At 44.0% G+C, this 13,232-nt stretch carries 14 protein-coding genes; 11 read left to right on the plus strand and 3 right to left on the minus strand.

The genetic code is table 11. From position 1 onward, the window contains the following. Positions 1 to 134 precede the first annotated feature (134 nt). Both SVI_RS05270 and SVI_RS05275 read right to left on the minus strand, forming a co-directional pair. A complete protein-coding gene (locus SVI_RS05270; protein WP_172634429.1) occupies positions 135 to 884 on the minus strand; it encodes a GGDEF domain-containing protein in 750 nt (249 codons plus the stop codon). 253 nt (positions 885 to 1,137) lie between these two features. Further along, the gene (locus SVI_RS05275; protein WP_013050409.1) at positions 1,138 to 1,365 is read right to left on the minus strand and encodes a hypothetical protein; all 228 of its coding nucleotides are present in this window, start codon (positions 1,363 to 1,365) and stop codon (positions 1,138 to 1,140) included. Positions 1,366 to 1,547: 182 nt separating this feature from the next. Here SVI_RS05275 and SVI_RS05280 point away from each other — a divergent pair, with 182 nt between their 5' ends. From SVI_RS05280 to rlmM, 4 genes are all read left to right on the plus strand, one after another. Next, positions 1,548 to 2,459 carry a transcriptional regulator GcvA gene (locus SVI_RS05280; protein ID WP_013050410.1) on the plus strand — a complete coding sequence of 304 codons (912 nt, stop codon included), beginning with the start codon at positions 1,548 to 1,550 and terminating at the stop codon, positions 2,457 to 2,459. 121 nt (positions 2,460 to 2,580) lie between these two features. Continuing rightward, positions 2,581 to 3,306, plus strand: a complete 726-nt coding sequence (locus SVI_RS05285) for an alpha/beta fold hydrolase (RefSeq protein WP_408005171.1) — start codon at positions 2,581 to 2,583, stop codon at positions 3,304 to 3,306. Then, entirely contained in the window at positions 3,299 to 3,688 is a 390-nt protein-coding gene (locus tag SVI_RS05290) for a DUF423 domain-containing protein (RefSeq protein ID WP_013050412.1), read from the plus strand. Before SVI_RS05285 ends, SVI_RS05290 begins: the two co-directional genes overlap by 8 nt. A gap of 194 nt (positions 3,689 to 3,882) precedes the next feature. Beyond that, on the plus strand, positions 3,883 to 4,965 hold the full coding sequence (gene rlmM, locus SVI_RS05295; protein WP_013050413.1) for a 23S rRNA (cytidine(2498)-2'-O)-methyltransferase RlmM: 1,083 nt from the start codon (positions 3,883 to 3,885) through the stop codon (positions 4,963 to 4,965). Positions 4,966 to 5,037: 72 nt separating this feature from the next. Here the strand turns inward: rlmM and SVI_RS05300 are convergent, their stop codons facing one another. After that, entirely contained in the window at positions 5,038 to 6,045 is a 1,008-nt protein-coding gene (locus SVI_RS05300; RefSeq protein ID WP_041419715.1) for an isocitrate dehydrogenase, read from the minus strand. Between the two features lie 313 nt (positions 6,046 to 6,358). Between SVI_RS05300 and SVI_RS05305 the strand changes: the two genes are divergently transcribed. The 7 genes from SVI_RS05305 to rimJ all read left to right on the plus strand — a co-directional run bounded on the left by SVI_RS05305 (position 6,359) and on the right by rimJ (position 13,075). Then, positions 6,359 to 9,169: a S9 family peptidase gene (locus SVI_RS05305; RefSeq protein WP_041419716.1), complete on the plus strand. Its 2,811-nt coding sequence runs from the start codon at positions 6,359 to 6,361 to the stop codon at positions 9,167 to 9,169. A gap of 81 nt (positions 9,170 to 9,250) precedes the next feature. Beyond that, positions 9,251 to 9,919, plus strand: coding sequence for a glutathione S-transferase family protein (locus SVI_RS05310; RefSeq protein ID WP_013050416.1), 669 nt, complete (start codon positions 9,251 to 9,253; stop codon positions 9,917 to 9,919). Positions 9,920 to 9,996: 77 nt separating this feature from the next. Beyond that, complete coding sequence (locus tag SVI_RS05315; protein ID WP_013050417.1) at positions 9,997 to 10,659, plus strand: MarC family protein; 663 nt, start codon at positions 9,997 to 9,999, stop codon at positions 10,657 to 10,659. A 97-nt stretch (positions 10,660 to 10,756) separates the two neighbouring features. Then, on the plus strand, positions 10,757 to 11,221 hold the full coding sequence (locus SVI_RS05320) for a methyltransferase family protein (RefSeq protein WP_041419717.1): 465 nt from the start codon (positions 10,757 to 10,759) through the stop codon (positions 11,219 to 11,221). Positions 11,222 to 11,314: 93 nt separating this feature from the next. After that, positions 11,315 to 11,605, plus strand: coding sequence for an antibiotic biosynthesis monooxygenase family protein (locus SVI_RS05325; protein WP_013050419.1), 291 nt, complete (start codon positions 11,315 to 11,317; stop codon positions 11,603 to 11,605). Positions 11,606 to 11,690: 85 nt separating this feature from the next. Beyond that, complete coding sequence (locus SVI_RS05330) at positions 11,691 to 12,437, plus strand: SDR family oxidoreductase (RefSeq protein ID WP_013050420.1); 747 nt, start codon at positions 11,691 to 11,693, stop codon at positions 12,435 to 12,437. A 38-nt stretch (positions 12,438 to 12,475) separates the two neighbouring features. After that, the gene (gene rimJ / locus SVI_RS05335) at positions 12,476 to 13,075 is read left to right on the plus strand and encodes a ribosomal protein S5-alanine N-acetyltransferase (protein ID WP_013050421.1); all 600 of its coding nucleotides are present in this window, start codon (positions 12,476 to 12,478) and stop codon (positions 13,073 to 13,075) included. The last annotated feature ends 157 nt before the right edge of the window (positions 13,076 to 13,232 follow it).

The following is a 13,232-nucleotide window of genomic DNA, read 5'->3' on the forward strand; positions in this document are numbered from 1 at the left end:
TTTTGTCACTGACAAATAAACTAGAAACCGCATCTTATACAGATTGTAATAAGCTGCGGTTTTTCTTTTTTTAGAGTCATTAAATATCCACAGGGCGGTCACATTTTTATATTGATAGCTATCAATAGCTAGTTTCAAGCTGTCTTGCCTGTATTAATGCTATTTACTCTATTACCTCCCGCCTGTTTAGCCCCAATTAATGCCTCCTCGACATTATAGAGTGCATCATCCAGATCTTCTCCCACTGACCAGACACTAATACCTATGCTGCAGGTTACTGGGTATGAGCGCCCTAGCAATTGCCCATCGAACCTTGTGCAGAGCTTATGGGGCAGTTCAAAAGATTCTTCCGAAATATAGGGAAGTAGGATCAGAAATTTATCATCGAGCCAACGGATAATCAGGCTAGTTTCGGGCAGGCTCTGTTCTAAAAATCTGGCTGTAGCGATAAGGATTTCATCACCGATATTGGTGCCATAGAGACGGTTAACCTTACTGAACTGGTCTAAATCCATTTGAATCAGTAGATAATTATTGTTATTAGCTTTGGCTTTCTGCTGGTAGGAGATGAGTTTGACTTGTCCGGCGCGTCTATTGAGTAAATTTGTCAGTGGATCTCTCATGGAGAGTCGCTCGAACGTATGGGTTAATTCCCCAAGCTCTACAATACGGCGATAGCTGAAAATGACTAAGCTGATGGCCAGGCTCACTCCCAAAGGGATTATTTCATCTAGCTCCCAGGCTTCGTGTTGTCTGGAAAATTGATAGGCCCACTCTAAGACGTCGAAATTAATGAATAACAGCAGCAAAAAAAGGTTAACGATTAATAGGACGAAGGTATCTTTGAGCAGTGAAGGTCGATTGAAGTACTCGAGATGAGGCATGGTCATTGCCTACTACTTTTAGGAATAGGAAAGAATAGTTTGCCTTGTTAAACCTAGGATTGGTAATGATTTTAAAGAATAAAAAGGATTATATTGTAAATTGAACTAAAGTTGCAGCCAGGCCAATCGATGAGTTTCTGTGACGAAAATCGAAGACGAAAAAGCCGCATTAGCTGGTGTGTAGCAAGCTATGCGGCTTCTGGAATCTAGCACCTAGAGCCTAATCAGTTTACGACTGGCTTAGTTCAAAAGGTTACTCAGAATGTGTTACATTGGCTGTAGTGTCAGTTGCCTGCTCTGTGGCTATAAGCATAGTGTTTATGTCTTCATTCAGGTTCTGCTGCATCATCTCCATGCCTTCAGCAAGGTCTGCGGCTATGGCGGCGTGAAGATCTATTGTGTCTATGTTTAGCTCATCAGCACTGACGCTAGTCGCTATCGTGAGTAGGGCGAGTACAAGAACAGTTTTAAGCTTTATCATAATAAGACGCCTCCGGGCGGGTCATTAGTGTTGTCAGACACACCCTAATTACGTCGTAGAGGCTGTCTAACTATTGTCTTTTCGTTGGCGTAAAATTTAACCAAAAACGCGTTTCTTTACAAACGATAAAATGTAACAATACGGATTAGAAAAACTAATCAAAAAACGAGATCCTGATCACTATGTCAAGACGCTTACCTCCACTTAACGCGGTGAAAGCATTTGAGGCCGCAGCTAGGCATCTCAGCTTTACTCGCGCCGCCGAAGAATTGTTTGTGACCCAAGCAGCAGTGAGTCATCAGATTAAGGCTTTAGAAGAGTTTTTAAGTTTAAAGTTATTTCGCCGCAAGAACCGTTCTTTACTGTTAACTGAAGAAGGTCAAGGCTATTTTCTCGACATTAAAGACATCTTCGTCCAACTAGCCGATGCTACCGATAGGTTATTGGCAAGAAGTGCCATAGGATCGCTCACAGTGAGCATGTCTCCTAGTTTTGCCATTCAATGGTTAGTGCCAAGATTAGCCAAATTCAGCGAGAACAATCCTGATATCGATGTCAGAATCAAGGCTGTGGATAATGATGCCGGTCCATTTGCAGATGACGTGGATGTAGCTATCTATTATGGTCAGGGGAATTGGGCCGGTTTACGTGCCGATAAGCTCAAAAATGAGGTGTTGATCCCGGTTTGCTCACCTATGTTGTTGAATGGTCCTAAGCCTTTAGATAAGCCAAGTGACCTTAAGCATCATACCTTATTGCACGATATGAACCGCCATGATTGGCAAGCTTGGTTTAGACAATGCGGGATTAATGATATTAATGTGAACCAAGGGCCCATATTTAGTCATTCTTCCTTGGTATTGCAAGCAGCGGCTCATGGACAAGGTGTGGCCTTAGGGTACAGCGTACTGGCTCGTCCCGATATTAAGGCGGGCAGGTTAGTGTGTCCTTTCCCCGAAGTTTTAGTCAGTAAAAACGCATATTATTTGGTTTGCCAGCAGAATCATGCCGAGGTAGGTAAGATAGCGGCATTTCGCGAGTGGATGTTAGATATGTTTGAAGAGGAGTCACGTAGTGAACTGCTCCCAGGTTAATAAATCGAATCAAGATGAAGTGCCCGTAGTGAGTCAATGTGCCCAGGTTAATAAATCGAATCAAGATGAAGTGCCCGTAGTGAGTCAATGTGCCCAGGTTAATAAATCGAATCAAGATGAAGTGGTTAATAAATTACCCCTAGATGAAGCGATAATAAAGAGTCAATATTTTCTGATTCAGTCGCCTTTAGAAACTGCAGACTTGTTAGAGAGTGAATGTGTCCTCGATGGGTCTCCCCATGACACTTTAATTATTTTTACCCATGGCGCTGGCGCTAATATGCACAGTGATTATATGCAAGATATGGTGAAAGGACTCTTGGACAAAGGCGCCGAGCATGGCATAGGTGTACTGAGATTCAATTTTCCCTATATGCGAGCCAATGTCTTAGATGGTAAACGTCGTCCACCGGATCGCGCCCCCAAGATACTCAAAGATTTTAATATCCACATCAAAGCTATCAGGGCAGAGTACTCGCCTAAACGAATTATCTTGATGGGGAAATCCATGGGTGGGCGTATGGCGGCTATTCTTGCGGCCGATACGCCAGTTGATGGTGTGATCTGCTTAGGTTACCCCTTTATTCCACTCAAAGGCGGCGAGCCAAGACTCGCGCCTATCGAAGAGTGTCAGGCGCCTGTGTGTGTGATTCAAGGGGAGAGAGATAAGTTTGGTGGTAAAGGGCAAGTGGAACTCTGGCCCGTGATGGAGAAAACTAGGTTGCATTGGTTAACCGATGGCGATCATAGTTTTAAACCAAGGAAGTCCTCTGGTACCACTCAAGAGGCTAACCTTAATGCTGCAATTTCTCATAGTATCGATTTTATCAGGGGGCTAGATGCGTAAAGGTTTTCTATTATTGGCGGCTTTGAGCGGCTTCATGTCGGTGGCTTTCGGCGCCTTTGGTGCACATGGCTTAAAACAGATCGCCACGCCTGAGATGATTGCTATTTTTAACTTAGGGGTGGAATACCAGTTTTATCATACCTTCGCCTTGATAGCTGTGGCCTTTGCGGGACATTGGCTACCCTCTAGATTGATCGATTGGGCAGGTTATCTGTTTATCGGTGGCATAGTCTTGTTCTCGGGCTCTCTCTATGTCTATGCGATACTGGGGGCTAAATGGACCGCCCCGATCACGCCTATCGGTGGTTTCTGTCTGCTCTTGGGCTGGTTATTCATTGCTTTGGCTGTGTGGCGTAACAGAGTCGTCGAACTGAACGATTAAACCATTTTAAGATATGGCCGCTGTTGATGCTCTAGCGTCAGAGTTGGCCGAATAACTTAGACAGTGTAGAATGGCGGCCATTATGAATATGGTCGCCATTTTTGTTTAAACATGCCGATTTAATATTCGCGTCGACTTAATATTCGCAAAAATCAATATTGAAAAGTCAGTATTGGCTAGCTTCAGGAATCTAGATGATTAACCTATTTTTGTTTTGTCGTGCAGGCTATGAGAAAGATTGTGCTGCAGAGATACAACACCGCGCCGCAGAGCTCGATATTGGTGGTTTCGTAAAAACCAATAAAAATGATGCCTATGTAATTTTTCAGTGCTTCAAGGCTGGAGACGCAGATATTTTGGTGCAGAAGATCAAATTAAACTCTTTGATCTTTGCCAGGCAGATGTTTGCTGCTGCCGAGTTGCTGAAGAATCTACCGGAACAAGACAGAATCTCACCCATCATCGAAGCCTTGTCAAAAATCAATTATGCGGGTGAGTTGAGGGTTGAGACGCCAGATACCAACGAAGCGAAAGAGCTGTCGACTTTCTGTCGTAAGTTTACAGTTCCCTTAAGACAAAGATTGAAGAAAGCGGGCACCTTACTCGAAAAAGAAAACCCTAAACGTCCTATTATCCACGTCTGTTTCGTGGCTCCTGGAACGGCCTATGTTGGATTTTCTTTGAGTAATAATAGCTCGCCCTACGCTTGTGGCATCCCTAGGCTCAAGATGGCATCGGAAGCGCCTAGCCGCTCTACGTTGAAACTTGATGAAGCCTTTATTCACTTTATTCCTAAAGATGAACATGAGACTCGCTTAACCAGTGGCATGCATTCGGTTGATTTGGGGGCTTGCCCTGGTGGCTGGACCTATCAACTTGTGCGTCGCGGCATGTTTGTAGCGGCCGTTGATAACGGGGCAATGGATCAAGGGTTAATGGATACAGGCCAAGTTAAACATTACCAAGCCGATGGTTTCCGTTTCGAACCACCGAGAAAGAACATTTATTGGTTGGTGTGTGACATGATTGAGAAGCCTTCACGAGTCGCTGAACTTATCGAAGCTTGGGCGATCAATGGCTGGTTTAAAGAAGCTATTTTCAACCTTAAGCTGCCGATGAAGAGCAGGTATAAAGATGTTTCCATCATTCTGGCTACCATGGCAGAGATCTTAAAGGAAAATGACGTCAAGGATTTTGAGCTTTCTTGTAAGCATCTCTATCACGATCGTGATGAGGTGACAGTTCACTTGTGGCTAAATCCTACCAAAGGTTTCTAATCGAATAAGTATCATAAAAAAGCCCCAGGATGTGAATCCTGGGGCTTTTTTGTATCTTAAACTTAAGTTCAGTTACAGACGGTCTATCACAGCTTGAGTGAAATCAGTCGTACCATGAGTACCACCTAAATCACGTGTGGTGCGGTCGCCTTCGGCGATAACCGCAGTGACAGCTGCACGAATTTTTTCAGCCTTGTCTGCCATGCCCAGATATTCAAGCATCTGGATAGATGCCAAGATAACCGAGGTAGGGTTAGCTAAGTTCTTACCAGCAATATCTGGTGCACTACCATGTACAGCCTCAAAAATAGCCGCATCTTTACCTATGTTAGCACCCGGAGCCATACCTAGGCCGCCAACCAGACCAGCACAAAGATCTGACAGAATGTCACCAAATAAGTTAGTGGTAACAATAACGTCGAAGATTTCTGGGTTCATAACCAGCTTCATACACGTTGCATCGACTATCATCTCTTCTGTGGTGATATCGGGGTAACGTAGGCTCACTTCACGAGCGACTTTCAGGAATAGGCCCGAAGTTGACTTCATGATGTTAGCTTTATGAACTATGGTCACTTTCTTGCGATTTTCTTTACGAGCAAGCTCGTAAGCAAATACTGTGATCTGCTCTGCACCCTTACGAGTGATGATGCTGGTCGCTTCGGCTGTTGAACCATCTTCTGAAACTGTCTGGCCTAGACCAGAATACATACCTTCGGTATTTTCACGTACCGTGATGATATCTATGTTCTCATAACGCGCCTGAGTACCTTTAAAAGATACGACTGGGCGGATATTGGCGTAAAGAGAAAACTTCTTACGCAAGGTCACATTGATTGAGGTAAAACCTTCACCGACAGGCGTCGTTAACGGACCTTTAAGGGTGATCTTGTTCTTCTCGATCATATCAAGAGTGCGCTGAGGGAGTAATTCCCCATGCTTTTCTAGTGCAATTAAACCCGCATCGGTAAATTCGTATTCGAAGTCACAACCTGCTTTATCGAGGATCTTAATGGCTGCGTCGATAATACTAGGTCCAATCCCATCACCAGGGATCACGGTTATCATTCTTTTTGACATGGAGAGTCCTTCCACGGTTGGTCGTTACTGCTACTGTCTGACCCCTCTCTATACGGAGGGGTTACGACTTGGAATTATTTCTTATTGTTTACATCTTTATTTTAAACACTTTTAAACAATTTTCACAGAAAATAGTGAGCAATATCACGCTTTTTTATATAGTGTAGCTTGCATTATATCTAGCTGACGACTGTGTTTGATCGTTAAAGGTTAAAAAAGACGACTTTAGTCTAGTATTTCTAGAAAAAAATATAATAAAAAAACCAATTAAAATTTAAAAATCGTTAACACCATAAGAAAAATGAGGAAGACTTTGAAGTCACTACCAATTGCATCTTTGCTATTCCTAACGACGAGCTTACTCACCATTGGTGATTATGCCATGGCGGCTGCTCATTCAGGAATAAGCCCCAATGACATCATGCATTTCGAATCACTGAAGAAGCCAGTGGTTTCGGATTCAGGGACCACCCTGGCCGTAGAGGTGTCTCCCGATCGTGGCGACAGTCATGGTTTGGTGAAAAGTTTAACGTCGAATAAAACCTTCAGTGTCGATGGCGGTTCTAAGCCCAAGGTTAGCGCCGATGGCCGTTTTGTGGCCTTTAGTGTGAAGACACCTCTGCTTGAATTTGAGAAAGCATCTAAGCAAGAAAAGAAAAAACTTAAATCTGCCATGGTGTTACTCGATACTAAAACGGGTAAAGAGACACGTTTTGAGCGGGTGAAAAAGTTTGAATTTAACCAGTCAGCTAGTCATTTGGCTATTTGGTTCGAAGAAAAAGAAGAACAGTCAGACAAGAAAGAGCAAGGCGATCCGGCTGCCGCGGATAGTGGTGAAGAGGTCAAAGTCGATAAGTTTGATAAGGGGTCCCCATTTGAGCTTGTGGTACTGAAAAATGGTACCACTCAGAAAGTGGCTCATGTCACCGATTATTATTTCGATAGGAGCGGCAAGCACCTAGTCGTCGCTAGCAATAACTCTGAGGCTAAGGTTCATCAGTTAATCCTGTTTAAGCTTAGTCATAATACCAGAGAGCTAGTGCGCCAATATAACGATCAACAAATTGGTCATGTATCCCTAAGTGACGATGGTAAATATATAGGTTTTACTCATGGCGCCGCCGATGTTGCGCCATACGGGCGTCCCTATAATTTGTCACTGTTTAATATACAAACCTCAGAGGTTAAAGCCACGCCGACATCGAAGTTGTGGAAACTTAATCGTTATACTCAGTTGAGATTTTCCGAAGATAGCCAGCGTCTGTTCTTCGGACGTGTGCCTCAAGTGAGTCAGCAGTTAGCGCTGGCTAAAATTGACAAGCAAGAAGATTTGTTTGACGAGTCAATTGTCACTGGGCAGCGAAAACTACGAATATGGCACGGTGACGATGCGCGCATTAAGCCTAACGAAGTCAAAGAATATGACAAGGAGCAGAAACGTACTTATCTTGCGGTACTGCACCTTAATAGCAACAACTTAGTCCAGCTGGCCGATGAAACAGTGCCGGATGTGGAGCTTGAAGAGCAGACTCGTTTCGTGTTGGCAAGCTCCGACATTCCCTATCGTAAGATGATCACTTGGGCTGGTTTCTATCGGGATTATTATCTGATCGATCTCAATACCGGTCGCAAAACGCTAGTATTAACTCAGCAGCCGAGCGGTGAAGATCCCATTCTTTCGCCGAACCAGCGTTATGTGACTTACTTTCAACAAGGTAATGTCTACCTGTATCAAATCTCGGCAGATAGACGTACTAATCTGACCAAAGACTTGAAGGTGTCATTTGCCGATGAAGATCATGACTATCCATCCAATGCACCTGGATATGGTTTCGGCCCTTGGCTGAAAGGCGATGCAGGCTTCCTAGTGTACGATAAATATGACATCTGGCAGGTGAATACTCAGTCACGAGAGGCATTTAAACTCACAGCCGGCAAGGGACGCAAGCAAGGTATTCAATATCGGGTCACAGGTTTAATCGACGATAAGAATCATCCCAATGTGCTAGCCATAGATCAGCAAGTCTTACTTCATGGTTATAACGACAGAACCAAAGGTGACGGATATTATGTTTCAACCATAGGGGTTGCGGGGGTAAAAACCTTGATGGAGGGGGATTACAAACTTAAGACCCTAGCACGGAGCAAAAATGCTGAAACTATGGTTTTCTCTAAAGAGCGCTATGACCTGTTTCCAGACCTTTATACTAGTGAACATTTAACGCCGCAAAAGGCCAATAAGCAGACAGACTTAGATGTGCAGAAACGTCAGTTTAACTGGAGCAAGTCTGAGTTAGTCCATTGGACTAATGGTGATGGTCAGCCTTTGGACGGTGTGCTTATTAAGCCCACTGACTATGTCGAAGGCCAGCGTTATCCAGTGCTGGTGTATTTCTATCGCTTTATGAGTGACAGACTACATGCCTTCCCGCAGATGAAGATCAATCATAGGCCTAACTTTGCCTGGTATGCCGATAATGGTTACGCCATCTTCCTGCCAGATATCAGATTCGAAGTTGGCTATCCTGGAGCGACCTCTGTGCAGGCATTAACCTCTGGTGTGCAGAAGATTATTGAGATGGGGATTGGTGATCCCGATGCCATAGGTATTCAGGGCCATTCATGGGGAGGTTATCAAGCGGCATTTGCCGTGACTCAGACTCACATTTTTAAGGCTGCCGTCTCAGGTGCTCCGGTTTCAAATATGACCAGTGCCTATAGCGGTATACGTCTAGGTAGTGGCTTAGCGCGTCAGTTCCAGTATGAAACCGGCCAGAGCCGTATCGGTGAGAGTCTGTTTCGTGCACCGCAGAAGTATATCGAAAACTCACCGGTATTCTACGCCGAGCGTATCGAGACGCCTATGATGATCATGTTTGGGGATAGGGACGATGCAGTGCCTTGGGAGCAAGGTATCGAGCTCTATCTGGCGATGCGCCGCGCCGGTAAAGATGTGGTGTTCCTGCAGTATGAGGATGAGCCGCATCATCTTAAGAAGTATCCTAACAAGTTAGATTATAGTATGCGTATGATGGAGTATTTCGATCATTACCTTAAGGGTAAACCGGCTCCGAGTTGGTTGACTCAAGGTGAGGCTTATACCGAGTATAAGCAAGCGGACTAGTTATAACTTCATGTGTAATTAATGACAGAAAGCCGAGTATTGACTCGGCTTTCTGTCATAGGCTTATAAGGATTTAAGTTTATGTACCAGCTATATTACTACCCACTCAATGCCAGCATGCTTGCTCACTTGGTTTTATGTGAGCTAGAACTTGACCATGAGCTTATATTGGTCGACCGTCGACGTAATCAGCAAAAGTCCCCAGCATATCTGCAATTAAATCCCACAGGACGTATCCCAACATTAATTGATGGTGAGCTGGTTCTACATGAGAGCGCAGCTATTTGTTTGCATATATCAGCCCAGTGCCCTGCTTCTAACCTAGTTCCCGACACTAGGAGTGAAGACTATCCTAAGTTTTATCAATACTTAATGTATCTAAGTTCTAGCTTACAGACTGAACTCATGGTGTACTTTTATCCAGAAAAGTATGTGAATGGTGAGTCTGCTATATCGGCATTGAAGCAAAATCAACAAGTACGTATATCTGACATTTTTAATGTGTTGGACCAGGCATTAGTAGGCAAAGATTATTTGCTGGGTGAAACCCTTAGTGTTTGTGATTACTTGCTACTGATGCTATCAATATGGGGGGACGAGATCTCTAAGCCCCCTCAAGATTTTACTCATTTAAATCGATACTTGAGTCAGTTGATAAAGCGAAAAGCAGTGAAAAGAGTATGCCAAGTGGAAGGTTTTAATTTGGCTCAGTATCAAGAGTTACTCGCGAAGGCGGCAGCTAATTTTTAGGAAGGTTTTATCAGGCATCTAGACAAGCAAAATTCATTGCTGTCTATCATTTATCTCTGGGTTAAGGATATAACAATATGGACGGAGTTTGGTTACACATGGGCACGGTATTTATGGGTTTTTTCGCCATAATGAATCCCATAGCTAATGTGCCAATTTTTCTAAGTTTAACCTCTGAAGAAGATGAGAAAACCACCAAAGCCATCGCATTTAGAGCCCTGTTTTTGGCTTTTGTCATCATCACACTTTTCTCGCTCGCCGGTCAGTATATCTTCACCCTATTTGGAATATCGCTATCTGCGTTTAGGATCACCGGGGGCTTACTGGTGTTCTTGATAGGTTTTCATATGCTGCAGGGAAATAACTCCAGTGTGCATCATCCCGATCACCAACAATTACGTGAGAGCAAGGAAAATGCCAGCGATAAAGCTCAGGCTCGAGAGGCTGCTCTAAGCATAGCGGTATCGCCATTGGCTCTGCCTATTCTTGCTGGACCAGGAACGATTGCCACAGCCATGAGTTTTTCGGCAACAGGGGGCATAGGGGAGATGGTGATCACCATAGGGGCTTTTGGCGTTCTGTGCCTTATCACCTATGGCTTCTTTATTTCGGGTGGAAAATTGGTGAGTTATTTAGGTAGCGCAGCCCTCGGGGCGATTACCCGAATGATGGGCCTTATCCTCGCCGTCATAGGAACACAGATGGCGATAGAGGGCATTAAAGGCGCCTTTGGTATTTAACATACCTTGATGATATTAACTTTAACTTCGGCAGTTTACCTGAGTTAGATTTCATTCAGCTAAGTCGATAATTTAACTTAAAATAAGGATGCCATAGATGGATGATTCTAGAGGTGCTGGGGTGCGTATACCGCCTCCCTTGGTGTTTATCTTCTTTATTTTATGTGCTCTTGGACTCGACTGGCTCTGCCCCCTTGATATCCACTTTCCACTGGCATTAGCATACTCAGGCCTGGCTATAACCATTTTGGGAGTCATGGCTTTATTGTATTTAGCTATGCTGTTTAAGCGGGTTAACACCAATATAGAACCCTGGAAATCCACTTCTACAATTATCACCACAGGCATCTACGCCTACTCACGTAATCCTATTTATCTGGCATTTTGTACAATTCCTTTGGGCTTAGGCCTATTTTTCAGTCATGTCTGGTTGATGCTGAGTGTGTTCCCGTCATGTATTGCTGTCTATTTTCTGGCTATTCGAGCGGAGGAAGCTTATTTGACTGAAAAGTTTGCTGATGAATACTTGGCATATCTAAGTCGCGTCAGGCGTTGGCTATAGATGCTCTAGATATCATCTCTTGTCATTAGAGTGCATTTTAAAATAAACCTGTTTATAAAACGGTCTATAGCTTAGCTAGCAAAGGAATTAACCATGATATTGGAAGTGGCAATACTAGATGTAAAACCTCATTTAACCCAAGATTTCGAGGCCGCTTTTGAGCAGGCTCAAAAAATAATAGCAGGGATGAAAGGCTATATTTCTCATCAGTTACAAAAATGCCTGGAAAAAGAGACTCGTTATATTCTTTTGGTTAACTGGCAGGCTCTTGAAGACCATACCCATGATTTTAGGGGCTCGCCTGAATACCGAGAGTGGTGCGCCTCACTGCATCATTTCTATGAGCCTTTCCCTGAGGTCGAACATTATCAGAAGGTATTTTAAGTAATAAATGACTTATCAGTTTAACTTGTTAGCCTGAGTTTTTATTTTAACTTTCACGAATTTTTGGTTAACCAAGGAGAGCAGCATGAAAAAAGTAGCATTGATCACAGGTGGTGGACGCGGAATTGGCGCAGCGACTGCGAGATATTTGGCGGATCATGGATATGCAATCGGGGTTAACTATAAACAAAATAAGCCAGCTGCCCAGCAGCTGGTATCTGAATTACAAGCTAAAGGTTGTCAGGCTCTAGCACTGCAGGCGGATGTTTCCATTGAGGCTGAGGTTGTTGAGCTGTTCAACACCTTAGATCGTGAACTGGGTAGGATCACGGCCCTAGTTAATAATGCCGGTATCTTGATGCCCCAGATGAAAGTGGCTGATATGACAGCTGAGCGGATTAATAAGATACTGAGTAATAATGTCACCAGCTATTTTCTCTGTTGCCGAGAAGCGGTGAGACGTATGTCTATTTCCGCTGGAGGATACGGTGGTGCGATCGTGAATGTCTCCTCGGCGGCATCCAGAATAGGTGCTCCAGGTGAATATGTCGATTATGCGGCATCTAAAGGCGCTATCGATACCTTGACTAGAGGCCTCTCAGTCGAGGTGGCCAATGATAGTATTCGAGTTAATTGTGTCAGGCCTGGATTTATCAATACTGGTATGCATGCCGATGGGGGCGAGCCAGATAGAGTGAAGCGCCTCGCGCCTATGATCCCAATGGGCAGAGGTGGAGAGCCGGAAGAGGTTGCTGCCGCAATAGCCTGGTTGCTATCAGACGAAGCTTCCTATGTGACCGGCACCTTTATGGATCTTGCTGGTGGCAGATAAGTTATAGCATTCCGAGTAAAAATGAGGATTTATATTTAATGATAATCGTCCCTCGAATAAAAACAGCCAGATGTATGCTGACCTTGCTGCAGCATTATGATCACCAAGTATTGCGGGATTATTATCGAGACAATCGCGAGCACCTCTCTCCTTGGGAGCCCCTTAGAGGCAAGGAATACTTCAGCGAATTTTCCGTAAGGAAACGCTTACAGGCCAGTAATGAGCTGTTTGCCAATGGCGGAGCGGTTCATTTTGTTGCTTTCTTGGGAGATGAATCTGTGCCTGAGCATGGTGAGGAGAATGTGACCGCTTGCAAAGAGATTATTGGTGTGTGTAATTTTTCTAATGTCGTCAGAGGCCCATTTCAGGCATGCAACTTAGGCTATTCCATTGCCGAAAAGTATCTAGGCCAGGGCTTGATGGGGGAAATTTTGTCTGCCGCAATAGATTACATGTTTAAAGAGCATGGATTGCATAGGATCATGGCCAATTACATCCCGGAAAATAAACCCAGTGGCAAGCTTTTAGCTAGCCTAGGTTTTGAAACCGAAGGTCTGGCTAAATCTTATTTGCAGATAGCAGGACAGTGGCAAGATCACATTTTGACATCTAAGCTTAACCCCGCAGATTTTAGCTGAGGTAATTTATACATAGTCTTTATTAATGCATAGTCTTTATTAATACATAGTCTTTATTAAGACTCAGGGGACTCGCTACTGTCATATCTGTTTGTTACATTTTATCAAATGTATTTTCTTAAATAGGACCATCTACATTGATTGGCATTAAGCCATT

This window comes from Shewanella violacea DSS12 (genome assembly GCF_000091325.1).
Taxonomy (GTDB): domain Bacteria; phylum Pseudomonadota; class Gammaproteobacteria; order Enterobacterales; family Shewanellaceae; genus Shewanella; species Shewanella violacea.